Raw genomic sequence first — 24,440 nt, forward strand, 5'->3', positions numbered from 1 at the left:
GGCTTCTTGCATTCTGGTGGCCTGGGGCGGAATCGAACCACCGACACGCGGATTTTCAATCCGCTGCTCTACCAACTGAGCTACCGGGCCAACGAAGAGGTGAAACTATAGCAGACTCATTTGCGCCCCTCAAGCCCCTCCGTGCATTTTTCTAAAAATGTCCGGGGGCCGCGCTTAAACCTCGTTCTTGTTCTTTCCGAGATCGACGCCCAGTTGCTTCAGCTTGCGATAAAGATGCGTGCGCTCGAGCCCCGTCTTCTCGGCGACGCGCGTCATGCTGCCGTTCTCGCGTGCGAGGTGATACTCGAAGTAAGCGCGCTCGAACGCATCGCGCGCATCGCGCAACGGGATATCGAACGAGATGGATGCCGTCTGCCCCGCCTGACCCTGCGACGCGCCGCCTGCCGCCGCGTCGCCCGATGCGTTCAGCGACGATGCCGTCGGCAGCGCGGCCGCCACCGGCACGCCCGATGCCATCGCGCTCGCAGGAGGCTTCGCTATCGTCGACACGGGTGCCGCTGCGGAGCCATGCGCGAGTCCCTGCTCGACAGCCTTCAGGAGCTTCTGTAGCGCGATCGGCTTTTCGAGGAAGTTGAGCGCGCCGATCTTCGTCGCCTCGACGGCCGTGTCGATGGTCGCGTGCCCTGACATCATGATCACCGGCATCGTCAGCTTGCCCTGCGCGGCCCACTCCTTGAGCAGAGTCACGCCGTCGGTATCGGGCATCCAGATGTCGAGCAAAACGAGATCGGGTGTCTGCTGCAGGCGGTAATCGCGCGCGTGCTGCGCGTTCTCCGCTACTTCAACAACATGGCCTTCGTCGCTTAGGATCTCGGAGAGCAGTTCCCGGATCCCCATTTCATCGTCTACCACCAGGATGGTTGCCATTTACGCTGCCCTTGTCTGCACTGTTGCTTTTGTCGTTCCCTGATTCGCCGCCGAACCGGCACCCGGACGTGTTGCGCCGGGCGCCGCGGTATCGTCCGCGAGTTGTAGAAACAGAATCGATATCTGCGCGCCCTCGATCACATCCGCGGTCTTCGAGCGGTTGCGTATGTCGATGCGCGCGCCGTGCTCGTCGACGATCTTCTTCACGGTTGCAAGTCCCAGGCCCGTGCCCTTTGCCTTAGTCGTCACGTAAGGCTCGAAAGCACGCGAAAGGATACGCGCCGGGAAGCCGGAGCCGTTATCCGAGACCGTAAGGCGAACCGCGACACGCGCATGCCCCGAAGCATCGGGCTCGCCATATTCTACTGTCCTCGTTTCGAGCAGCACGCGCGGCTCCGTGACGTCCGCCACCGCATCCTGCGCGTTCTGCAGCAGGTTGTGGATCACCTGGCGGATCTGCGTTGCGTCGCCGCGAATCACGGGCAGCTTCGCGAGGTCCACCTTGATCGGCGTCTTGCCGTCCTCGATGCCGTAGAGCGTCAGCACTTCCGCGACGAGATCGTTCAGTTGCAGATTGCCGAGCACCGCGGGCGGCGTGCGCGCGTACTCGCGGAAATCGTCGACCATCTGCTTCATCGCCTGCACCTGATTGACGATGGTCGTCGACGCCCGCTTGAGCACGTCCGCATCGGGCGGCGCGAGTTTGTCCGCGAGTTTCATCTGCAAGCGTTCTGCGGAAAGCTGGATCGGCGTGAGCGGATTCTTGATCTCGTGCGCGAGACGGCGCGCGACTTCGCCCCACGCGACCGAACGCTGCGCCGAGATCACGTCGGAGATGTCGTCGAACACGACGACGTAGCCGGTGGTTTCGGCATCGTCGCTATCGCTTTCGGTCACGCTCAGCAACTGCGTGCCGCGCACGAGAAGCGTCAGCGGATCGTTCTCGCCGGGCACCGTCACCGCGACCTGCTGCTGCCAGTGGCCCCGATCGCCGATCGGATGGCCGCTGCCGACTTCGGCCGCATCGCGCTCCGCGAAAGCCTTCTTCACCATCGTGCCGAGTTCGGCGAGGACGCCGATCTGATCGAGCGGTTGATTGAGCAGCGCGCCGAACGGCTGGCGGAAGATACGCTCTGCGCCGCGATTGGCGGTGGTCAAGCGGAACTGCCGGTCGAACACGAACACGCCCGCCGTCAGATTCGCGAGGATGCTTTCGAGATACGCCTTCGAATGCTCCAGCGCGACGCGGTTGTTCTCGACCGCCGCGCGCGCCTCGGAAAGCTGGCGCGTCATCGCGTTGAAAGACTGCGTAAGGAATCCCAACTCGTCGCGCGAATTGATCTCTCGTTTGGGCGTGTAATCGCCTTCGGCCACTTCCTTCGTACCTTGCGCGAGGAGGAACAGCGGCCGTGCGAGCTGATTGCCGAGCGCGAGCGCGAGCATCATCGCGATGAAGGTCGCGAGAAAGAGCGCGAGCGTCAGCGTGCCGATATACATCTTGCGCAAGCCCGTGCGCCCGAGCCGCTTTTCCTGATACTCGCGATACGCGCGCTGCACGGCGTCGGCATTGCGCGCGAGCTCCTGACTCACGGGTTGCTCGATCTGCAGGAAGCGATCGACATGCTGGAATTCGGTGGTCGTAGTCGGATCGGGGATCTTCGTGACCACGCTCAGACGCAGTGCGCCCTTCGGCCCGTTCGATTTCGGATCGCCGTCGATCTCGCCCTCGATCGCGCCATACGGATGATCCTGCGCCTCCCTGAGCATCGTGCCGGTCGGCTCGTTGGCGGGCAGCAGCGCGTAGTAATTGCCCGAGGCCTGCGCGACCGTGCGAAGCCCCGGCACTCTCAGCGAGCTGTTGTTCGACGCGAGATCCTCGCGGTTGTACTGATCGCGCGGCCGCTCGAACACGACCGCGTCCTGAACGCCGTATTGATCGCGCAGGCGCAGGAGCGACAGCGTGAGACTCGATGGATCGGCGCTTGCGAGCTGATCGCTCATCTGCCGGCCGCGATTCTTGAAATCGGCGAGCGATGATTCGAGCATGCCGCGGCCGAGCGTCAGGCCCGACGAGAGCGCTGTCTCCACATTCACGTCGAACCACGATTCGATGCTCCGCGACACGAACTGATACGAAACCACGTAGATGATCGCGCCCGGCACGACACCGACGAGCGCGAAAATGAAGGCGAGCTTCGCGAGCAATCGCGTGCCGAAACGCCCCTGCCTCACCCGCGACACGATGATGATGAACAGGCTGATGACGATCAGCATGAACACGACCGCGACCGCGACGTTCGCCGCGTAGAGCCAGCCGTAGTAGCGGTCGAAGAATTCGGTGTTCGCACTGGCGAGCGCGAGCATCACGAGCAGCAGAACCGCCGTGAGCGCCACCGTGGAGACCAGCAAACGGACGACGAAACTCTTGATGTCCGTGCGGCCGCGTCGAAATCTATTTCGCACGTTCTGCCGCCGTAAAAGTAAAACGCTTCCAGTCCGAGGAAAGGTTCCAGTCGCGGTTATTCACCGCGTCGATCTGGAACGGCTTGGGCATGAGCGCGATGTCGAGCTGCATGCGCACCGATGCGGTATAGGTTTCGCCGCCATGCACCTGATTCCGGTCGATGACGTGCCACGAGGTCACGTGCTTGATGACCGCGAGCGCTTCATTGAGCGAGGCGAAACGCAACTGCAGGCCGCCCGTCGATACACGATACTCGTTCGTCAGCGGCTGATACGAAAGCCGGATGCTCTGCGACACATTGACCGGCTCTTCGTCGAACCAGTACCAGCGCGGCCTCGACAGATTGAAATCGATCGTGAAATAGAGCGGCACGCTGCGGTTCACGGCATCTTCGAGGCTGTTGTTCAGGTCGAAGTCGAAATGCGCGTCGAGACTCCAGCCGGCGTTGTCCGCTTGCAGCGACGCGCGCTGCACGGCGATCGTCTCGGCAAACGCGGGGTCGGCTGCGGCGAAAGCCAGCCAGAGCGTCAGCGCAGTCCAGATGACGGCCGCGAGCCGAAGCGGAAAAAAGCGTTTGATCGTCACCGTTTCTGAAAGCGCGCGTAGAAGAATCCGTCGTGGTCCGCGAAGGTCTCCGCGTCCCGATGCGGGTTCGCGAGATTTGTACCGTCCGGTGAGCCTTGCACCGCGCCCGCGCTTGCGCGCGCCGCTGTCGGTAACAATTGCCCCGGCGCGTCCAATCGTACCGCATCTTCATGCGCGGTTCCAAACCAGCGGGCCTGTTCTTCGCCTTCCTCGGGAAAGATGGAGCATGTCACGTACAGCAGCTCGCCGCCCTTCGCGACGAGCGGCCACAGCGCGCTCACGATGCGCCGCTGCTCGGCGACGAGCGCATCGATGTCCGATGGGCGCCGCAGCCAGCGGATATCCGGATGACGGCGCACGATGCCCGACGCCGAGCACGGCACGTCGGCGAGAACGCGATCGAACGGCGCGCCGTCGAACCATTGCGCGGGATCGCCCGCGTCGCCCACTTCGATTTGCGCCTCGAGCTTCAGGCGCTTCAGATTCTGTCCGATGCGGCCCGAGCGCTCGGCATCGCTTTCGAGCGCGATCAGATCGACGTTCGCGAGTTCGAGAATATGCCCCGTCTTGCCACCCGGCGCGGCGCACGCGTCGAGCACGCGCATGCCGTCTTTCAGGCCGAGCAGTTGCGCCGCGCGTTGCGCGCCCGCGTCCTGCACGGAGACAACGCCTTCGTCGAAGCCCGGAATACGATCGACGGGCATCGGCGTTTTCAGGCGCACAGCGTGAAGGCCCGCGGCTTCGGCCTCGACATGCGCGTCTTTGAGGCGCGCGAGATATTGATCGACGCTGGCGTGACGCGCATTCACCCGCAACGTGAGCGGCCCTTGCTCGTTGCCCGCTTCGAGAATGTGCTCCCACGCATCGGGCTGTCCGCGCTTCACGGCGTCGATCCACCATTGCGGATAGTTCCAATGCGCGACGGGATCCTTGCGCGCTTCCTCGATGAGCGTTTCGCGCTCGCGCAGGAAATTGCGCAGCACCGCGTTGACCAGACCCTTCGCGAACGCGAACTCGCGCCGCGCCGCGATCACGCTCACCGCCTGATCGACGACGGTGAAAGGCGCGTAGGCCGCGTGCGCTTCGTCGTCGGTCAGCAGCGTGAACGCGCAGACGAGCACGTTCGCGACATGCGGCGGCGGCGCCTTCTTCACGAGCTTGCGCAGGAGCGCGTCGGCGAGCGCGAGACGGCGCATCGCGCGATACGCGATGTCCTGCACCGCGCCACGCGCCTCCGCGTGCTTCGCCGACGCGATGACTGTCTGCAACGCGGCCGGCAGCGCCGAACCCGCGCGCACCGCGCCCACGGCCTGCGCCGCGCAATCGAGCGCGAACGCGAGCGAATCGGGCGCGAGATGGATGGCGCTCAGGCGGGAATGCGCGGCGGCGGGCCGCCGGGAAGGCTTGTCGGTCATGGAGAAACGGGAACGGTCGAGCGGCAAGCGGATGGCTTGCGTGAACGAGGATTGTAACTTGCGGGGATCGCGCGCCCGGACGGGCGGCCGACGACAAGCAAAAAGGCCGTTCCGGCGCAACCGGAACGGCCTTCGTTACGAGTCGATTATCTTAGAAGCGGCCCGTGCGTGCCATTTCCATCAGACGCGCGACGCGCTCTTCCGTCGCCGGGTGCGTCGAGAACAGATTCGCGATGCCGCCGCCCGAGAGCGGATTCATGATCATCATCTGCGCGGTCGCCGGGTGCGCTTCCGCCGTCGGGAACGGCACGCCGGTGGCGTAAGCGTGAATCTTCTCCAGCGCACGCGCGAGCGCTTGCGGGTCGCCTGAAATCTCCGCGCCGCCGCGATCGGCTTCGAACTCGCGCGCACGCGAAATCGCCATCTGGATCAGCGCGCCGGCAATCGGCGCGAGAATCGCCACCAGAATGCTCGCGATCGGATTCGACGGACGGCCTTCGTCGTCGCGCCCGCCGAAGAACATCGCGAAGTTGGCGAGCGCGGAGATCGCGCCGGCCATCGTCGCGGAGATCGTCGAGATCAGGATGTCGCGATGCTTCACGTGCGCCAGTTCGTGCGCCATCACGCCGCGCATTTCGCGCTCGGACAGCACGCGCAGGATGCCCGTGGTCGCCGCGACCGCCGCGTGCTCGGGGTTGCGGCCCGTGGCGAACGCGTTCGGCGCGTCTTCGTTGATCAGATAGACGCGCGGCATCGGCAATTGAGCGCGCGTGGCCAGCTCGCGCACCATGCGATAGAACTGCGGCGCGGTGGTCTCATCGACTTCCTGCGCGTTGTACATGCGCAGGACCATCTTGTCCGAGAACCAGTACGAAAAGAAATTCATGCCGAGCGCGATGATCAGCGCGAGCATCATGCCCTTCGATCCGCCAATTACACCGCCGATCACGACAAAGAGGGCCGTGATCGCAGCCATCAGCATCGCGGTTTTGACCCAGTTGAACATTTCCGGAGCTCCTCTCCCTAATACGCTGCGCGAAGTGCGCGGTTGCCCGGCCGACATGACCGGAGCCACGATTGTAAGCAAAATGTTAGATAGGGGCGTCCATCAATAATTCAATCCGCGTTTGCGCGACTTATCGATGCGAAGTCGCGAGCTTGATGCCCAGGCCGACAAACGCGCCGCCGACGCCGCGATCCAGCCACTTTTTCACGCCGGATTTGCCGGCGAAGCGCTCCGTGACACTGCCCGCGATCCATGCGACGAAGCTGTTCCAGACTGTGCTCATCGCGATGAATACGATGCCGAGCGTGAGGAAAGCGAGCGTTTTGTGCTGACTGTCCGCGGCGACGAATTGCGGAAAAAAAGATACGAAGAACAGCACGACCTTCGGATTCAGCACGTTTGTGACGAAACCCTGCGCGAAAAGCTGAAGCAGCGATTTCGGCGCGGCTTTTTCGTTTGTCTGCGCTTCGCGGGCGGCGTCGGCATGGTCATGCTTCGTGAAAATCAGGCGCACGCCGAGATAGATCAGATAAATCGCGCCGGCAACCTTGATGACGGTGAACGCGGTCGCCGATGCGGCGAGGATTGCCGTGAGACCGAACGCGCACGCGAGCGTATGGATGATGCAGCCAGCCGAAATGCCGAGCGCCGACACAATGCCGGCGCCGCGCCCCTGAGCGACACTGCGCCCGACGATGTACGCAGTGTCGGGGCCGGGCGTGACGTTGAGAAGAAATACGGCGACGAGGAAGAAGGCAAAACCGGTGATGCCGAGCATCGAAGACTCCAACGGGCGAGTGCGTGTTGACAACTCTTTATTTTAGCGCCGCGCCTGTTTCGCCGTCCCTTACTGGAGCGCGAAACGCTGGCCTTTCGCGAGCGACGTGCCCGCCAGGAATTCGCGCACCGGCAGGCGTTTGCCGCCGGGCTTCTGCAATTGCGTGAGTTTCAGCGCGCCGCCGCCGCAAATCACGACGATGCCGTCCGATGAAACCTCCGCGATGGTGCCGGGTTCCGCGCCCGAAGAAACATCGACCGGTTGCGCGGCCCAGATCTTGATCGCTGCGTTGTCGAGCGTGCCGAACGCGCCGGGAAACGGATCGAACGCGCGAATCTGGCGCGCGAGTTCTTCCGCCGGACGCCGCCAGTCGAGCGCCGCCTCGTTCTTGGCGATCTTCTCGGCGTACGTCGTGCCATCTTCGGGCTGTGGCGTGGACGGCAGCGAGCCATCACGCTCGAGATCACGCAATCCCGCGACGATCAACTCGGCGCCCATTTGCGCGAGCCGGTCGTGCAGCGTGGCCGTCGTGTCGTCGGGGAGAATTGCGGTGCGGGCTTCGCGGATCATCGCGCCGGTATCGAGGCCGGCGTCCATCTGCATCAGCGTGATTCCGGTTTCGGCGTCGCCCGCTTCGATCGCGCGATGGATCGGCGCGGCGCCACGCCAGCGCGGCAGCAACGACGCGTGGATGTTGATCGCGCCGCGCGGCGGGATATCGAGCACTTCCTGCGGCAGAATCAGCCCGTAAGCGGCGACGACCATGACATCGTGTGGCGTTGCACGCAACAGGTCGATGGCCTCCGCCGCTTCCTGCGGATGCTTGCCCGCGCGCCGCAACGAAGTGGGCTGCGCGACCTTGAGCCCCTTTTCGACGGCAAAGCGCTTGACCGGGCTTGCGGTCAGCTTCATGCCACGCCCGGCGGGCCGATCGGGCTGCGTAAGCACGAGCGGCACGGAAAATCCCGCCGCGTGAATGGCCGCGAGCGCGGCGGCAGCGAATTCCGGCGTCCCGGCGAAAACCACGCGCAACGATTGAGTCATCGGTTACAGCGCCTTTTCCAGCTTCTTCATCTTGCCGCGAATGCGCGTCTGCTTGAGCGACGACAGATATTCGACGAACACGTGACCCGCCAGATGATCCATCTCGTGCTGGATGCAGACCGCGAGCAGACCGTCGCAATCGAGCTCGAAGGTTTCGCCCTTTTCGTTCAGCGCCTTCACGCGCACCTTGTCGGGACGCTCGACGAAATCGTAGATGCCGGGCACCGAGAGGCAACCCTCTTCCCATTCCTTCTTCTGGTCACTCGTCCAGACGAGCTCCGGGTTGATGAACACCATGAGCTGGTCGTGCGCGTCGGAGACATCGATCACGATCACGCGCTCGTGCACGTCCACCTGCGTCGCGGCAAGGCCGACGCCGGGCGCGGCGTACATCGTCTCTGCCATGTCGGCGACGAGCTTGCGGATGCGGTCGTCGACCACGGCGACGGGCTTCGCCACCTTGTTCAGCCGCTTGTCCGGGTAGTTGAGTATCTTGAGCAGAGCCATGATTCGGATTGTCTACGCGCGCCGCGGCACGTGTAAATCGGCCATTCGGCCAGGTTGCGGGTGAGTGGCGGCATGCCGAAGATATGCGGGCGAATCCAGTGGATTCGCCGCCGCCGGCAAGCGGCCAATGGGCGTCGCGTCGGGCTTTGGACCACGCCTGAGCGACCTTTCTTTATCTGTTCCGGATCAAAAATCTTAACATGACGACCGCCGACCTGCCGACCGGGGAAGCCGCCCCGACACTCGATGCCGACGAACTGCGCGCATGGCTGCGGCTCGCGCACGCAAAGGGGCTTCGGCCGCTCGCGCTGCGCACGTTGCTCGGTGCTTTCGGCGGTCCCCTCGAAGTCCTGTCGGAGAGCTTTGCGTCGCTCGCCGAAACCGCCGACGCCCGCGCCGCCGAGGCCGTGCTCGCGCCGCCGGAGGAAATCGAAGGCGTTCCGTTCGACGACTATATTGAAGCGGCTTTCGCGTGGGCATCCGAACCGGGCAATCACATTCTCACGCTCGCCGACGCCACCTATCCGCAGGCGCTTCTCACGATGCCGGACCCGCCGCCGCTGCTCTACGCGAAAGGCCGGCTCGAGCTTCTGCAGGCGCGCGCGGTGGCTATCGTCGGGAGCCGGCACGCCTCGCCGCAAGGACTCGAAGACGCGCGCCGCTTTGCCCGTGTGCTGTCGGATGCGGGGCTCGCGGTGGTGTCCGGTCTCGCGCTCGGCATCGACGCATCCGCGCATCGCGGCGCGCTGGAAGGCGCCACGGGTACGGTCTCCGTGATCGGCACGGGCGCCGATCTGGTCTATCCGGCGGCACATCACACGCTCGCGCATGAAATCGCCCGCGAAGGCGCGATGCTCTCGGAATGGCCGCTCGGCACGCCGGCGCGCTCCGCCAATTTTCCCCAGAGGAACAGGCTGATTGCGGGCATGTCGGGCGGCGTGCTGATCGTCGAGGCCGCGATGCGTTCCGGCTCGCTCATCACCGCCCGGCTCGCCAACGAAATGGGGCGTGATGTCTTTGCAATTCCCGGCTCGATTCACGCGCCGCTCTCGCAGGGTTGTCATCGGCTGCTCAAGCAGGGAGCGAAGCTCGTCGAAACGCCGGAAGACGTGCTCGAAGAGTTCGGCTTTTCGCCAGCGACGGCACGCGCGGCTTCCACAGCGGCGAGACGCGCCAGGCCGCGTCCGGTCAGCGCCTCGTGGGCATCGGCGCGAGCGGATGAAGCCGACAGCGCGATCGACGGCGACGCCAGCCGCGTTCTCGACGCGCTCGGCCACGCGCCCGCGACGCTTGAAATCCTCTCGATGCGCACTGATCTGGATGGTGCGGCGCTTCAGGGCGCGCTGCTGCAGCTCGAACTATCGGGCCGCGTGGCCGCGCTTGCGGGCGGCCGCTACACGGCGGTGGAGCGCTCGTGATGCCGCATCGTGCTACATTCGCGGAAAAAATGAGCAATCCCCGCAGTCGATACCAATAAAAGGATTTCGCACCCGCCATGTCCGCGCTGAATCTCGATACCGATGCCGATCGCATCGCGGAGCGCATCGCCGTGCCCGGCACGCTGTTCGTCGCCTGCCTGTGCGCGGAATGGTGCGGAACCTGTCGCGAATATCGCGAAGGGTTCGACAGGCTGGCGGCTGCGCATCCGGAAATCTGCTTCGCCTGGATCGATATCGAGAATCACGCCGACCGTTTCGATGACCTCGACGTCGAAAATTTTCCTACCATCCTGATCGAGGACGCCGTTACGACGCGCTTCTTCGGCACGGTGCTGCCGCAGGCGTCCATCGTCGATCGGATGTTGACCGATCTGACCGCGCTGCCAGGCATGGTCGGGGCGCCCAAACTGCGCCCGGCGCTTGCCACGGCCTGATCGCGGCGCACGCGAAACGCGCGTTTTGCGCTTCTCGCCATGCGCTTCGCGAGCCGGATATTGAACCGCCCCGATTCCAGCTTCGACGCCCGCCGCGCAAAGCGTGTGCTATAAAGCGGCGTTAAAGCAGTCCAAACCGGGCCGCTGCCAGTTACCAACTATTTGAGTCATGTCCAAAGCCCTGATCATCGCTGAGAAGCCCTCCGTCGCGAACGACATCGCGCGTGCGCTGGGCGGCTTCACCAAGCATGACGAGTACTACGAGAGCGACGACTACGTGCTCTCGTCCGCAGTCGGCCATCTGCTCGAGATCGCCGCGCCGGAAGAGTACGACGTCAAGCGCGGCAAATGGAGCTTCGCCAATCTGCCGGTGATTCCGCCGCATTTCGACCTGAATCCGATCGCGAAGAGCGAGTCGCGCCTGAAGGTGCTGACGAAGCTGATGAAGCGCAAGGATATCGACCGGCTCATCAACGCATGTGACGCGGGGCGCGAGGGCGAGCTCATCTTCCGCCTGATCGCGCAGCACGCGAAGGCGAAACAGCCGGTGCAACGTTTGTGGCTGCAATCGATGACGCCCGCCGCGATCCGCGAGGGCTTCGCGAACCTGCGCAGCGACGCCGACATGCAGCCGCTCGCCGATGCAGCCCGCTGCCGTTCGGAAGCGGACTGGCTCGTCGGCATCAACGGCACGCGCGCGATGACCGCGTTCAACAGCAAGGGCGGCGGCTTTTTCCTGACGACCGTTGGTCGCGTTCAGACGCCTACATTGTCGATCGTCGTCGAACGTGAAGAAAAAATCCGTCGATTCGTTCCGCGCGATTATTGGGAAGTGCGCGCCGAATTCATCGCCGCGAAGGGCCTGTACGAAGGCCGCTGGTTCGACCCGAAGTTCAAGCGCGTCGAAAACGATCCCGAACAGCGCGATTCGCGCCTGTGGAGTCTCCCGGCGGCGGAAACGATCGTCGCAGCGTGCCGCGGCAAGACCGGCGTCGTGACCGAGGAATCGAAGCCGTCGACGCAAATGTCGCCGCTGCTCTTCGACCTGACCAGCTTGCAGCGCGAAGCCAATGGCCGTTTCGGTTTTTCGGCGAAGAACACGCTCGGCCTCGCGCAGGCGCTGTACGAAAAGCACAAGGTCCTGACCTATCCGCGTACCGATTCGCGCGCGCTCCCCGAGGACTACATGAGCACGGTCAAGGACACGATGACCATGCTCAAGGAGAGCAACAACTATCTGCCGTTCGCGAGACAGGTGCTCGACAAGGGCTGGGTGAAGCCAAACAAGCGCATTTTCGATAATTCGAAGATCAGCGATCACTTCGCCATCATCCCGACGCTGCAGGCGCCGAAATCGCTGTCGGAACCCGAGCAGAAGCTGTACGACCTCGTCGTGAAGCGCTTCCTGTCGGTGTTCTTCCCGGCGGCGGAATATCTCGTGACCACGCGCATCACCGAAGTCTCGGGACATCACTTCAAGACGGAAGGCAAGGTGCTCGTCGAGCCGGGCTGGCTGCAGATCTACGGCCGCGAAGCCGCGGGCGAAGACGGCAACCTCGTGCCGGTGCAGAAGGACGAAAAGGTCGATGTCGAGAAGGTCCAGGCGCACGGCCTCGTGACCAAGCCGCCCGCGCGCTACAACGAAGCGTCGCTGCTCTCGGCGATGGAAGGCGCGGGCAAGCTGGTCGAAGACGAAGAGCTGCGCGACGCGATGGCCGCGAAGGGCCTCGGCACGCCGGCCACGCGCGCGGCGATCATCGAAGGGCTGCTCGGCGAGAAATATATGGTGCGCGAAGGCCGCGAACTCATTCCGACGGCGAAGGCGTTCCAGTTGATGACGTTGCTGCGCGGCCTCGGCGTCGAGGAACTGACCGCGCCGGAATTGACCGGACAGTGGGAGCACAAGCTTTCGCAGATGGAGCGCGGCAATCTGCATCGCGATGCGTTCATGCAGGAAATCGCGCGGATGACGCAGACCATCGTCAAGCGCGCGAAGGAATACGACTCCGACACGATCCCCGGCGATTACGCGACGCTCGAAACACCGTGTCCGAACTGCGGTGCGCAGGTGAAGGAAAACTATCGCCGGTTCGCCTGCACCAAGTGCGAATTCTCGATCTCGAAGATTCCGGGCGGCCGGCAGTTCGAAATCCCGGAAGTCGAGGAATTGCTGCGCGAGAAAACCATCGGGCCGCTGTCGGGATTCCGCAGCAAGATGGGCCGTCCGTTCTCCGCCATCCTCAAACTCTCGCTCGACGACGAGATCAAGAACTACAAGCTCGAATTCGACTTCGGCCAGGATTCCGGCGGCGAAGACGGCGAACCGCCCGATTTCTCCGAGCAAACGCCGGTCGGCGCGTGTCCGAAGTGCCAGTCGCGCGTGTTCGAGCACGGCATGAGCTATGTGTGCGAGAACTCGGTGTCGAATCCGAAGACGTGCGATTTCCGATCGGGCAAGGTGATTCTCCAGCAGGAAATCGGCCGCGATCAGATGGAAAAGCTGCTGAACGAAGGCCGCACCGATCTGCTGACGAACTTCAAGTCGTCGCGCACGGGGCGCAACTTCAAGGCGTTTCTCGTGAAGCAGCCAGATGGCAAGATCGGCTTCGAGTTCGAGAAGAAGGAAGGCAAGCCGGCAGCGAAAACGGCGGCCAAACGTGGCGCGGCGGCGGAAACTCAGGCCGACAGCGGCGACGATAGCGGCGATAGCGATGTCGCCGTAGCCGCCAAGACCACGTCCGCGAAGACCGCTGCAAAGAAAACGCCCGCGAAAAAGGCGGCAGCGAAAAAGACCGCGGCGAAGAAGGCGAACTGATCGCCCCCTTCTCCCGCTGAAAAGAAAAACCCCCGCGAATCGCTTCGCGGGGGTTTTTTCATTTGCGCTTTGCGCGAGCCCTTCAGAACGGCGAAGGCGCCGGCAAGCGCCCACGCGAGCGCGAAGGCTTCGACAGCTTCGGCGCCAGTTCACCATCGATCGGACGCGAGCGCGGCGGGGGCGTCGCCGCTTCGGTGGCGTGCTCGTAGTGCGGATGCGCGCCCGGTCTGCCACGGCCATCGCGAATCCATTGCTCGCCGAGCTGATGATTCGGCGTCTGGCTGAAATGCTCGACCAGATGATCGATGAACGTGCGCACCTTCGCCGGCAAATGACGGCGGCTCGGATACGCGACGTTGATCTCGACCTGCGGCAATTGAAAATCGCCGAGCAGACGCACGAGCTGGCCGCGCGTCGTGTCGTTGCCGATCAGATAGCTCGGCAAAATCGCGATGCCCATGCCGAGCAGCGCGAACTGCCGCAGCATCTCGGTGTTGTTCGCGATGATCACGTTCTGCGGCCGCACGCGCACTTCGCCGTCCGGGCCGGTGAACACGCGCTCGTCGCCCCAATATTCGGCCGGCAGGCTCAGACACGGATGCTCGAGCAGATGCTCGGGGCGCGTCGGCGTGCCGTGCGATTCCAGATACGCCGGCGTCGCGCAAACGGTCATACAACCGGTCGTCAGACGCCGTGTGACGACGCTCGCGCTCTTCACCTGACGCGCGATGACAATGCCGACATCGAAACCTTCCTCGACCAGATCGACCTGACGGTCCACGAGCGTCACGTCCGGCACGACCTTGGGATAGCGCTGCGCATACGTCTGCAACACCGGCGCGAGATTATGCAGACCGAACACGACGGGCGCGACGATCCTGAGCGAACCGAGAGGTTCGTGATTGCGCGCCACCACCATCTGTTCGACGTCTTCCAGTTCGTCGAGAATCTGCCGCGCCCGCTCCAGATACACCTGGCCGGACTCGGTGAGCGAGAGGCTGCGCGTCGTGCGGTTGAGCAGGCGCGTGCCGAGGCGGCCTTCCAGGTCCGCCACATGGCGCGTAGCTACCGCATTGGAGATGTCCATCGCGCTGGCGGCCCGGGCGAAACTTCCGAGATCGGCGACGCGGACAAACACCCTCATCGACTGCAAATGATCCATAAGACAACTCCTGCCGCTACACGGCTCGAATTCTGCTGCAAAGCAATTCAGGATTATCCTAGGACCGGCACTTTCGTGCAGAAGTTGCCGGGAAGCGCGAAAAAGTCGAAAAAAATCTGACAGTTAGGCGTCTTACGCGGATGAAAGATCACCGACTGTTGTCATCGGCACAACACTCGGCTAAGCAAATTCCGATCGACGCAACTTCAAAAAAGCTGGCGTCGTCAATTTTGACGGTATAGGCGATAAAAAATCGGGCCCGTCGATGCGGGCCCGAAATATGGGGATTGATTCAGTTTGTGAGACAAAGCCGGCGCGGAATCACGCCGGACGATTCACTCACGCAGCCAGCCGCTTCTCCATTCCAGCCTTGGCCGCGGTCAGAGCCGCGGGCAGGCCATGTTTCAACTTCGTGAAAAGCTCGTCGTGCAGCGCGAGTTCGTCGCGCCAGGCGGCATCGTTGACCGATATCACCTGCTCGAACTGCTCGCGCGTGAAGCCGAGCGCGCCCCAGTCGATGTCCTCGTAACCCGGCGAGATGCCGAAGGCGTGTTCCTCGCCCTTCGCCGTGCCCTCGACGCGGCCGATCATCCAGTTCAGCACGCGCATGTTCTCGCCGAAGCCCGGCCACACGAACTTGCCGTCGTCGCCCTTGCGGAACCAGTTGACGCAGAAGAACTTCGGCGCCTTCGCGTGCATCGCTTCGAGACGCTCGCCCATCTTCAGCCAGTGGCCGAAGTAATCGGCCATGTTGTAGCCGCAGAACGGCAGCATCGCGAACGGATCGCGGCGCACGACGCCTTGCTGGCCCGCGGCGGCGGCGGTGGTTTCGGAGCCCATCGTGGCGGCCATGTAGACGCCTTCCTTCCAGTCGCGCGCCTCCGTGACGAGCGGCACGGTGTTCGACCGGCGTCCGCCGAAGATAAACGCGTCGATCGGCACGCCGGCCGGGTTTTCCCAGTCCGGATCGATCGACGGACATTGCGACGCCGGCGCCGTGAAGCGCGCGTTCGGATGCGCGGCTTTCGCGCCCGTTTCCTTCGCGATTTCGGGCGTCCAGTCGCGGCCTTGCCAGTCGATCAGATGCGCGGGCGGGCTGTCGGTCATGCCTTCCCACCAGACGTCGCCGTCGTCGGTCAGCGCGACGTTCGTGAAAATCACGTTTTCCTTCAGCGTCGCCATCGCGTTGAAATTGGTCTTTTCGCTGGTTCCCGGCGCCACGCCGAAATAACCCGCTTCCGGATTGATCGCGTAGAGCCGGCCGTCGCGGCCCGGCTTGATCCACGCGATGTCGTCGCCGATCGTCGTCACTTTCCAGCCCTGGAGATCGCTCGGCGGAATCAGCATCGCGAAATTGGTCTTGCCGCATGCCGACGGGAACGCCGCCGCGACGTGATACTTGCGACCTTGCGGCGACGTCACGCCGAGAATCAGCATGTGCTCGGCGAGCCAGCCTTCATCGCGACCCATCGTCGAGGCGATGCGCAGCGCGAAGCACTTCTTGCCGAGCAGCGCGTTGCCGCCATAGCCCGAGCCGAAGCTCCAGATTTCGCGCGATTCGGGAAAATGGACGATGTATTTCGTGTCGTTGCACGGCCACGGCACGTCCTTGCGGCCATCCGCGAGCGGCGCACCGACCGAATGCACGCACGGCACGAACTCGCCGTCGGCGCCGAGCACGTCGTACACGGCGCGGCCCATGCGCGTCATGATGCGCATGTTCGTGACGACATACGGGCTGTCCGACAATTCGACGCCGATATGCGCGATCGGCGATCCGAGCGGGCCCATCGAGAACGGCACGACGTACATCGTGCGGCCGCGCATCGAGCCGTCGAACAGGCCGTCGAGCGTGACGCGCATGTCCTGCGGATCGATCCAGTTGTTCGTCGGGCCGGCATCCTCACGGCGCTGCGAGCAGATGAACGTGCGGTCTTCGACGCGCGCCACATCCGAGGGATCCGAGCACGCGAGGAAGGAATTCGGGCGCTTCTCGGGGTCGAGCTTTTTCATCGTGCCGGCTTCGACCATCTGCTGGCAGAGCCGGTCGTATTCCTCCTGCGAACCGTCGCACCATTCGATGCGATCCGGCTTGGTCAGGGCCGCGACCTGCCGGACCCATTCGATAAGTTTTCGGTGCCGGACATAGGCCGGCGTTTTGATGTCGACGGCATTTTTATTGTTGTCTTCGACTACTGCGGGCTGGTTCATCGAGCTGCCTCCGTTCTTCTGCAATGAAAACCAATCACCCATCTGACGCTGCATGCGAGAGGCGTTTGCGACTCGAACCGCCGGGCGCTTTCGTGCGCTTCTGTACGCGCTTTCATCGCACGAAATGCGGTTCGCGAGCCAATGCGGCGTCACGGGCCTGAATTCTTTACACAGCAAACGTATCCCTCGCGGCTTGCATCGCAAAGGAACAAACTGTTAAAAAGAGATACTAAGTGGCCTGTCTCTTCGCGGATCATCGTGTTTTCCGCTAGTTGCGCTGGATTTCTTTCTCTATTGGCGCGGACGTACGAGGCTCCCGAAAAAAAGGGGAGTCAAGCATAACACCGCAGCGCGTGAACCATGTGATGCAGCGCAATAAAGCGGAATAGAGCGCAATTTATCGGTATTTACCCGAATTTAAGTACTCCATTCTCGCTCTCCATAAAAAAGCAGCACGTTTGATGCCTAACAAAAGCCAATCAATGCCCATGAAAATCGCCATTCTCGATGACTACCAGGATGCCGTACGGAAGCTCGATTGCTTCCATCTGCTCGATGACCATGAGGTGAAGGTCTTCAATAACACGGTGCGTGGTCTCGGGCAGTTGGCGAGCAGACTCTCGGAAGTGGATGCGCTCGTGCTGATTCGCGAACGTACGCGCATCAGCTCTCAATTGCTCGACAAATGCCCGAAGCTGCGCATGATCAGCCAGACGGGACGCGCGGGCGGCGGACATATCGATGTCGATGCGTGTACGGAGCGCGGCATCGCGGTGCTGGAGGGCACGGGCTCGCCGGTCGCGCCCGCGGAGCTGACGTGGGCGCTCATCATGTCGGCGCAGCGGCGCATTCCGCAGTACGTCGCGAACCTGAAGCAAGGCGCTTGGCAACAATCGGGGCTGAAGACGTCCGCGCTGCCGCCTAATTTCGGTCTTGGTCAGGTGCTGCGCGGGCAGACGCTCGGCATCTGGGGATACGGCAAGATCGGCAAACTGGTGGCCGGTTACGGCAAGGCGTTCGGCATGAACGTGCTCGTCTACGGGCGCGAGCATTCGCAAAGCGCGGCGCGCGAAGATGGCTTCGCGGTCGCGGAAAGCCGCGAAGCGTTTTTCGAGCAGAGCGACGTGCTCACGCTGCATCTGCGTCTGACCGATGACACGCTCGGCATCGTCAAGCAGGACGATCTGATGCGCATGAAGCCTACCGCGCTCTTCGTCAACACGAGCCGCGCCGAACTGCTCGAGGAGAACGCGCTGCTCAATTCGCTGCATCACAACCGGCCGGGCATGGTCGCGGTCGATGTTTTCGAGAGCGAGCCGATACTGCAAGGCTACGGTCTGCTGCGCCTCGAAAACGTGATCTGCACGCCGCACATCGGCTATGTGGAGCGTGAGAGCTACGAGCTGTATTTCGGCGCGGCGTTCAGGAACATCCTCGCGTTCGATGCGGGTGACACGTCGAGCGTCTTCAACAAGGAAGCGCTTCAGCACGTGCGCCGCCGTTGAGCTTCGGCTTCGGCTTCAGACGGTCGAGATTTCGATCGACGGCTCGCAGCGCACCGGAAAATTCACCGAGTTCGCGATGAAACAGAAACGGTGCGCCTCTTCGTGCAGGCGCGCCGCGAGATTTACATCGCCGCCGGCGCCGATGGTCACGCGCGGGCGCAGCAGCACATCGACGAAGCGCCCGTCTCCCTTGGACTCTTCCTGCATCGTGCCGATGGCTTCATCGACATAACCGGTTACGACGAGCTTGTTCGTTGCGCAGAGGTGCAGATACCAGAGCATGTGGCACGACGACAGCGACGCCACGAACAACTCCTCGGGATTGTGTCGCGCGGGGTCGCCGCGAAACGCGGGATCGCTCGACGCCTCGATCGCCGTCTTCGAGCCGACGCGCACGAGGTGGTCTCGCGAGTACGCATCGTAAGCCGATGTGCCGGAACCGAGATTGCCCGTCCAGTCGACGGTCAGTTCGTACTTATGCTTCTTCGTCACGGTCTGCTCCTCAAGCTGAATGCGAAGCGGTTTCCAGGAGACGCGGAAGGCGCCCGAGAAAATCCTCGCCGTCCGCGCGGCCCAGATCATAAGCATGCTGCATCTGGGACGGGCTCGTATAGTCCCAGCTCGATATCGGCACCTTGCGCGATGGCTGGATGTAGATGCGCTTCTGCTCGCCGTGCGGCACGACGAACATGCGCTCGCGCGGATACAGGCGCGTGACCATCACGAGCACGAGACCCGGCGACGCATCGAGCGCGGCGACCGGGACATTGTCGACCATGCCGCCATCGAGAACGGGACGGCCGTTGCGTCGCAGGATCGGCGTGAACGGCGGCGTGCTCGACGATTGCAGGATGAGATCCGCGAGGTCTTCGACGGTCGCGCATTCCTGCGCTTTCACGAATTCGGGATGAAAACCGAGCGTCTGACCGAGCGTCGGATGCAGCGTCTTGCGGACGTATTTCTCGATGTTGTACGCGATCAGCCCCGCCGCGACCGCGCTGCGCGCGCCGAGCCAGCGCGGCAGATGCGATACGCCGATGCGAATTTCCGGCCCTTGCGCGAGCTCGTGGAAACGGTCCGCGAAGATGTCGAGCAGCGCCTGCCGATAGATGCGGTAATGCGGAAACACGGACTGTCCACGCAGCAGGTTGCCCCAATAGGCGTTGCGCGTGTTGTCGCGCAGCGCGTGGGCGTAGTAGTCCATGACCCAGCGCGAATCGTTTGTGTAGAGCATGCAGGCGGTGGCGGCGCCCGCCGAGATACCCGCGATGATGCGCGGCTCGAGATTCAATTCCGGCCGGATGATGTCCCAGAATCCTGCTTGCCACCAACAGCGGTTTCCGCCGCCAGCGAATACGACTTGGTCGAACATTTATTTGTTGATGAGCGCGTAGGTGGTTGTCGCGTGAGCGGCGAGTTCGCCCTGGTCGTCGTGCATGTCGATTTCACCGAAGACGAGGTTGCGTCCGCGACGCTGGATGCGGGCGGTGATCAGCACGTCGCCTGCTTTCACGGGCCGCATGAACGTGGTGTTGAGCGATACGGTTGTCATCGGCCAGAGACCGCCCATGACGTGCGAGACGACGACGACCATCGCGGTGTCGGCGGCGGCCATGAAAACCTGTCCGCAGATGACGCCGCCCGCGTGACGCAAACGGTCCGAATACGGCAGACGCAGCGTGACGGCGTTCTCGGCGATCGATTCGGGCACGAGTTTCAACTCCTTGACCCACGGAGCCAGGATGCTGTCGAGCAAGGCGCTGATAGCGGTTTCGTCCATGGTTCCTTTTGCTTTTGCAGGGTTCACGGCCTTGGAGGATGCGTCATGATACCGGCCGTAAGTTGCGTGCGGACGCCCGTGGAAGGTGGGTTCGTCGGAAATATACGAATTTTTTTGCACGAGGGCTTGCGCTTCTGCAAAAGCACCCGCTATAATTTCGCTTCTGTTGGGGCGTTAGCTCAGTTGGTAGAGCAGCGGACTCTTAATCCGTAGGTCGAGTGTTCGAGTCACTCACGCCCCACCAAAGAATTCCCTTAAGAATCAAGAAACTATGCCGCTCTAACCAGCGGCATTTTTTCTTTCTGCTCCCCGGTACTTGACCAAAACTTGACCGTACCAGCGTGGGCGGCCAAGTGGCTGGGAGCGAGGTGGGCGTACTTCTGCACCATCTCAATCGTTTCCCACCCGCCCAGTTCCTTCAGCACCATCAACGGCGTGCCGCGCTGGACATGCCAGCTTGCCCATGTGTGGCGCAGGTCGTGCCAGTGAAAATCGTCAATGCCGACTGCTTGGCAGGCCCGCTCCCAGTCTCGTGTGTCGATTTGATGGATGCGAGCATCGAGCCCTTCCCCGCGAGTGAAAACGAGACGCTCCGAAAACTCTAACCGGCGAGCCAGCACACCCACCGCGTCGTCGTTCAGCGGCACTGAGCGCGCACGCTTGGATTTCGCCCCCTCATGCGTGATCCACGCATTGCACTGGGCCAAATCGACCTGGGACGGCGTAAGCCCAAACAACTCGGACTGACGCATGCCCGTGGCGACCGCCACAATGGTAGCGTCACGCATCCAGGGCAATCGCAGTGCATTGATGAGCGCCGCGATAACCTCGGGCGGCTCCCATCGTACACGCACGTCCGGCTCGAAGTACCGGGGGAGTTTGGGCACCCGGTCGATCCACTCCCATGCCTCGCACAGATTCAGCAGACGCTTGATAGTAGCGATGTACCGGTTGCGTGTACTGCCGGTCAGCGGTTCGGCAGGCTTACCCCTGATGACCCGATGCGTGGGCAGAGCATCCGTGATTTCATCTGCTGTTAAAGAACGAACCGAGCGGCCCGAGAACTGCTCGCGCCAGTACGCGACATGCCGCAGCTTGGTGGCGTAGTCGCGCTGGCCCTCGCACTCCCGTAAGAACTTGACGGCCGCTTCCTCGAAGGAGCGATCAGGCGCTTCGCCCAGCTTGTCCTGTCGCCATAGTTCAGCTTTCAGGCAGTCGTGGTATTTCTGGGCCGCCTTCCGGTCCTTGGTTTCAGTAGAGCGTCTAATTCTTTCGCCGCCTGGCGTGCGGATGTCGAGATGCCAGACCCCGGAATTTTTATCTTTGCGGATGGACATTGATTCTCTCCAGTGACCCGCATCGATAGCCGGGTCACATTGTTCTTGGTTTCGCACAGTTCGGCAAGCTGGGACGGCAATACGCGCCAGACGCGTGAGCCCGGCAGCCGGAACCCGACACGGTGCCGCATTGCGAACACCGTGCTGTAGGACAGCTGCAGCCGGTCGGCGACCTGCTGCAGCGTCAGGGCCATTTCCTCATTCATGGCTGCCCAGCCTTCTTGGTATCGACCAGCATAGTCACGACGGGAGCGCGTCCCCGCGTCCGCTCCACGGTAATCAGGCCCGCCTCCTGGAGACGGTCGAGCGCCTCGTATTTGGCGTCTCGGGCAACTCCGAGAACGGCCAGCGCCTTCGCCCCCAGCTTGACGGTATGGGTCTTCTGGAGACCGGCCAGGTATTGCAGCGCCAGCGCCACATGCAAGGTCTTCCCCGGCAGGCAGGCGGCCCGGCCGATCCAGTCCAGAGAAATCGGCCCCTTGATGAACCGGCCGCCGTGGGACAAAGGCCTGTCCTGAGCTTGTCCTTGCACTGGTACCAGCGTCTGCGCGGCATGCGACCACGACAGCCGCACCTCCTCGACAGCGACCGGCATCATGCGACCACCTCGGCCTCAATGTCGGCCAGCAAGTCATTCACGACGTCCCACATCACGGCACCGCGCTCATCTAGATAGCGTTCGGGGAAAGCGATGGTCTTGGCATCGGCACGCAGCTCGAACCCATCTAGAACGGTAGCGCTAGCCTGACGCATGCATTCCTGCATGCGGGCAGTAACGGCATCAAGCTCTTCTACTGGCACCTCAATCAGCACGGCATCATGAATCGGAGCCACGACACGAACCCCGGCCTCGACCGCCAAGCAGCACGCGAGCCGCAGCATCTCGGCTCCATTGGCCTGCATCGGAAAATTTCGCAACGAGCGCGCATTGGCATCATCGCCAACATGAATCCGCCAGTCGAACACTGTCCACAGGTGCCCCTGCGTCAGGGCATAGTCTAGGGCGGCGTCGGACCAACGCCAAAAATCCGGGTACGTACGCCGGTGCATCTTGAGCAACTCACGGGCATAAACCGTAGGCTGCTTGATCCGACGGCCGAGCGACTCTTCCCTCATCCCGTACTGCACAGCCAGCACGCACGCCTTGTATTGCTCACGAATGGCCGCGTGACTGGTCTTCGTGGCATCGTCAGGAGTCGCACCGGCCTGCTTGGCAAAGGCAAGGTACGGGTCCCCAGACATGTAGGCATCCTTCATGTTTTTGTCACCTGAAAGGGCGGCAGCGATGCCGAACTCCTGCTGGGACCAGTCCACATAGACGAGGCCATACCCCGGCTGCGGCTTGATCAGCCCGCGCAGCCAAGCCGACAGGCCGAATACGAATTTCGCGTTTGATGGCTGGTTGCGCCCGGTCTTGGAGCTGAACATGGAAAGCAACGTACGATTGCGCCCGTCAGCACCGACAGCGAGGTCGTTCAGCCGAAGTTGCCCCATCGCCTGCCGGAGGTCCTTCAGCGGGCGCAGTTGGGGCCAGCTCTTGCACTGATCGCTGAACGTTTCATCATCCAGCATCAGCGAGCCAGAATCGAGGCGGGGCCACGCGATACCGTTGCGCCCGAGATATTCCTCGAAACGCTTGTGCTTGAACGTGCGGCCTTCATAGACGCCGTAGCGCTCATCGACGCGGGCGATAAGCCGCGTCTGCAACTGCTCCCAGTGAGCGCGCAGTTTCGCCAGCATTGGCGCATCGACCGGAATACCCTGCCATTCCATTTCAGCGACGGCCTTCGTGTAACGCCCACGGTTAAGGGCGTAGGCGAGCCTGTTGTGCTCATCCAGGACGGCCGACATTTTCTCCAGCAATCTTGCCGTGGTGGTCACATCCGACTCGCAGTAATCTAGGATGGCGCGTTCTTCGTCTGCGCTGTAATCGCCGCCGCGCAGGACCAGTTCCCGCATGGCATCCTTTTCCATGGCATCAATGCCAGACTCGCCGTAGTACATCAGCGCACCGAGCAGCCCCCGGCCATGCTGGAGCTTCATCCCATTCGTCTGGACGCGAAACTCCGCATACAGGTCGAGGACATTTTTGGGCATCGGCCAGCCGAGTGCGCGATGACATCCCATCTCGGCAGACGCGTAATACGCCACGAACAGCGTGTCGGCGGCCGTGCTGTACGGGCAGGCGGACGACGCGAGTTCGTCGCCCCAGAGCCGGATCGTCCTGCCGCTACGTATCTCATGAGCAACCATGCAGACCGGTTCGGGACGCTCACCAGGAGCGGCCCGAAACTCGAAGTCCGCGACGACGATTTCACGGTAGTCGCGGAGGGCCATCAGATTTCCCCGCGCAGGCGGCGAATCACGACATGGTCGAGCGAGTCGATGACCTTGCCCCTGAACGCCAGGTTGACCAGCTCCTTGAAGGACAGCTCAGGCCATGACGGTTCGTCTTTCAGGTTGGTGGCCTGTAGCACCTCATACGCACCGAGGTCCCGGTTCGACTTGATGCGCACCCAGTGCGTTTTTGCCAGGTTGGCCCCAGCGTGTGCGGACTGAGACCATGTGTCGAGGCGACCATCAGGGCCGGGCATGTTCACCAGCCACACGAAAGGATTTCCGTCGCGGGTTACCCCGACGTACAGCTGTTTCGCCTTCGCCTCTTGGGCGAGGGCTGGGTACAGTTCTGGCCGCACCAGATAAACGTCGTTATCCTCCTTCAGCTCTACGACAGCGACTGGGATAGTCCAGTCTGGGTTCGGGTTCACGCGGACGTAAGCCTGAGGGCTGGGCTTGCGGATGGGCACCATCGTCAGAACCTTTTGGACGCCTGCAATTGCGCCGAAATCGGACGGCAGGCGCATTGCGTCGAGGTCCAGGTCCTCCGACGGAAACGCCGTGTTGATGGCGAGCGAAACTTCGGTGGTTGGCGACTTGATGCTACCTAGCTGGGCGTCATCGTCTGAGAGGAAGGGGCTTTGTGCGGTCTTGTGGTTCATAAATACTCCGTTGTGAATTATTCCGAGGAGGTCTCGGAACACAAGGAGCAGTTTCCCAGCAAAGGATCTTT

The 24,440-nt window shown here is 62.6% G+C and carries 21 protein-coding genes and 2 tRNA genes; 5 read left to right on the forward strand and 18 right to left on the reverse strand.

Annotation, left to right across the window (positions count from 1 at the left end):
* Positions 1 to 14: 14 nt before the first annotated feature.
* The 9 genes from ACEN42_RS00065 to def form a co-directional block, all read right to left on the reverse strand.
* Positions 15 to 90: transfer RNA gene (locus ACEN42_RS00065), tRNA-Phe, on the reverse strand.
* Between the two features lie 84 nt (positions 91 to 174).
* A complete protein-coding gene (gene esaR / locus ACEN42_RS00070) occupies positions 175 to 888 on the reverse strand; it encodes a response regulator transcription factor EsaR (protein WP_371880359.1) in 714 nt (237 codons plus the stop codon).
* On the reverse strand, positions 889 to 3,351 hold the full coding sequence (locus ACEN42_RS00075; RefSeq protein ID WP_371880360.1) for a PAS domain-containing sensor histidine kinase: 2,463 nt from the start codon (positions 3,349 to 3,351) through the stop codon (positions 889 to 891).
* Entirely contained in the window at positions 3,341 to 3,937 is a 597-nt protein-coding gene (locus tag ACEN42_RS00080) for a DUF4390 domain-containing protein (protein ID WP_187608212.1), read from the reverse strand. Before ACEN42_RS00080 ends, ACEN42_RS00075 begins: the two co-directional genes overlap by 11 nt.
* Entirely contained in the window at positions 3,934 to 5,352 is a 1,419-nt protein-coding gene (gene rsmB / locus ACEN42_RS00085) for a 16S rRNA (cytosine(967)-C(5))-methyltransferase RsmB (protein WP_371880361.1), read from the reverse strand. Before rsmB ends, ACEN42_RS00080 begins: the two co-directional genes overlap by 4 nt.
* Positions 5,353 to 5,503: 151 nt before the next feature.
* Positions 5,504 to 6,358, reverse strand: a complete 855-nt coding sequence (htpX, locus tag ACEN42_RS00090; protein WP_187608210.1) for a zinc metalloprotease HtpX — start codon at positions 6,356 to 6,358, stop codon at positions 5,504 to 5,506.
* A gap of 130 nt (positions 6,359 to 6,488) precedes the next feature.
* A complete protein-coding gene (locus ACEN42_RS00095) occupies positions 6,489 to 7,136 on the reverse strand; it encodes a LysE family translocator (RefSeq protein ID WP_187608209.1) in 648 nt (215 codons plus the stop codon).
* Between the two features lie 69 nt (positions 7,137 to 7,205).
* Positions 7,206 to 8,180, reverse strand: a complete 975-nt coding sequence (gene fmt / locus ACEN42_RS00100; RefSeq protein WP_371880362.1) for a methionyl-tRNA formyltransferase — start codon at positions 8,178 to 8,180, stop codon at positions 7,206 to 7,208.
* 3 nt (positions 8,181 to 8,183) lie between these two features.
* Complete coding sequence (gene def / locus ACEN42_RS00105; RefSeq protein WP_187608207.1) at positions 8,184 to 8,687, reverse strand: peptide deformylase; 504 nt, start codon at positions 8,685 to 8,687, stop codon at positions 8,184 to 8,186.
* A 200-nt stretch (positions 8,688 to 8,887) separates the two neighbouring features.
* Here def and dprA point away from each other — a divergent pair, with 200 nt between their 5' ends.
* The 3 genes from dprA to ACEN42_RS00120 all read left to right on the forward strand — a co-directional run bounded on the left by dprA (position 8,888) and on the right by ACEN42_RS00120 (position 13,375).
* On the forward strand, positions 8,888 to 10,105 hold the full coding sequence (gene dprA, locus ACEN42_RS00110; RefSeq protein WP_371880363.1) for a DNA-processing protein DprA: 1,218 nt from the start codon (positions 8,888 to 8,890) through the stop codon (positions 10,103 to 10,105).
* A gap of 77 nt (positions 10,106 to 10,182) precedes the next feature.
* On the forward strand, positions 10,183 to 10,560 hold the full coding sequence (locus tag ACEN42_RS00115) for a thioredoxin family protein (RefSeq protein WP_035509772.1): 378 nt from the start codon (positions 10,183 to 10,185) through the stop codon (positions 10,558 to 10,560).
* Between the two features lie 169 nt (positions 10,561 to 10,729).
* On the forward strand, positions 10,730 to 13,375 hold the full coding sequence (locus ACEN42_RS00120) for a DNA topoisomerase III (RefSeq protein WP_371880364.1): 2,646 nt from the start codon (positions 10,730 to 10,732) through the stop codon (positions 13,373 to 13,375).
* A gap of 82 nt (positions 13,376 to 13,457) precedes the next feature.
* Here the strand turns inward: ACEN42_RS00120 and ACEN42_RS00125 are convergent, their stop codons facing one another.
* Positions 13,458 to 14,537, reverse strand: coding sequence for a LysR family transcriptional regulator (locus tag ACEN42_RS00125; protein WP_238209464.1), 1,080 nt, complete (start codon positions 14,535 to 14,537; stop codon positions 13,458 to 13,460).
* Positions 14,538 to 14,876: 339 nt separating this feature from the next.
* Positions 14,877 to 16,748: a phosphoenolpyruvate carboxykinase (GTP) gene (locus ACEN42_RS00130; RefSeq protein ID WP_371880365.1), complete on the reverse strand. Its 1,872-nt coding sequence runs from the start codon at positions 16,746 to 16,748 to the stop codon at positions 14,877 to 14,879.
* A 488-nt stretch (positions 16,749 to 17,236) separates the two neighbouring features.
* Here ACEN42_RS00130 and ACEN42_RS00135 point away from each other — a divergent pair, with 488 nt between their 5' ends.
* The gene (locus tag ACEN42_RS00135; protein ID WP_035509786.1) at positions 17,237 to 18,253 is read left to right on the forward strand and encodes a D-2-hydroxyacid dehydrogenase family protein; all 1,017 of its coding nucleotides are present in this window, start codon (positions 17,237 to 17,239) and stop codon (positions 18,251 to 18,253) included.
* Positions 18,254 to 18,268: 15 nt separating this feature from the next.
* Here ACEN42_RS00135 and ACEN42_RS00140 read toward each other — a convergent pair whose 3' ends face one another.
* Genes ACEN42_RS00140 through ACEN42_RS00150 form a run of 3 tightly spaced genes read right to left on the reverse strand, consistent with a single transcriptional unit; the run spans position 18,269 to position 20,033 of the window.
* The gene (locus tag ACEN42_RS00140) at positions 18,269 to 18,745 is read right to left on the reverse strand and encodes an OsmC family protein (protein WP_371880366.1); all 477 of its coding nucleotides are present in this window, start codon (positions 18,743 to 18,745) and stop codon (positions 18,269 to 18,271) included.
* A 10-nt stretch (positions 18,746 to 18,755) separates the two neighbouring features.
* Complete coding sequence (locus ACEN42_RS00145; RefSeq protein ID WP_371880367.1) at positions 18,756 to 19,625, reverse strand: patatin-like phospholipase family protein; 870 nt, start codon at positions 19,623 to 19,625, stop codon at positions 18,756 to 18,758.
* Positions 19,626 to 20,033, reverse strand: a complete 408-nt coding sequence (locus ACEN42_RS00150; protein ID WP_371880368.1) for a PaaI family thioesterase — start codon at positions 20,031 to 20,033, stop codon at positions 19,626 to 19,628.
* Positions 20,034 to 20,201: 168 nt separating this feature from the next.
* Between ACEN42_RS00150 and ACEN42_RS00155 the strand changes: the two genes are divergently transcribed.
* A tRNA-Lys gene (locus tag ACEN42_RS00155) sits at positions 20,202 to 20,277 on the forward strand.
* 25 nt (positions 20,278 to 20,302) lie between these two features.
* Here ACEN42_RS00155 and ACEN42_RS00160 read toward each other — a convergent pair.
* The 4 genes from ACEN42_RS00160 to ACEN42_RS00175 form a co-directional block, all read right to left on the reverse strand.
* Positions 20,303 to 21,370 (reverse strand): tyrosine-type recombinase/integrase, encoded by a 1,068-nt coding sequence (locus ACEN42_RS00160; RefSeq protein ID WP_371880369.1) that lies wholly within the window; start codon positions 21,368 to 21,370, stop codon positions 20,303 to 20,305.
* A gap of 202 nt (positions 21,371 to 21,572) precedes the next feature.
* The gene (locus ACEN42_RS00165; RefSeq protein WP_371880370.1) at positions 21,573 to 21,968 is read right to left on the reverse strand and encodes a hypothetical protein; all 396 of its coding nucleotides are present in this window, start codon (positions 21,966 to 21,968) and stop codon (positions 21,573 to 21,575) included.
* Positions 21,965 to 23,707, reverse strand: coding sequence for a DNA polymerase (locus ACEN42_RS00170; protein WP_371880371.1), 1,743 nt, complete (start codon positions 23,705 to 23,707; stop codon positions 21,965 to 21,967). Before ACEN42_RS00170 ends, ACEN42_RS00165 begins: the two co-directional genes overlap by 4 nt.
* Positions 23,707 to 24,369: a hypothetical protein gene (locus ACEN42_RS00175; protein ID WP_371880372.1), complete on the reverse strand. Its 663-nt coding sequence runs from the start codon at positions 24,367 to 24,369 to the stop codon at positions 23,707 to 23,709. Before ACEN42_RS00175 ends, ACEN42_RS00170 begins: the two co-directional genes overlap by 1 nt.
* Positions 24,370 to 24,440 lie beyond the last annotated feature (71 nt).

The sequence above is a fragment of the Caballeronia sp. S22 genome, from assembly GCF_964261745.1.
Classification (GTDB): domain Bacteria; phylum Pseudomonadota; class Gammaproteobacteria; order Burkholderiales; family Burkholderiaceae; genus Caballeronia; species Caballeronia jiangsuensis.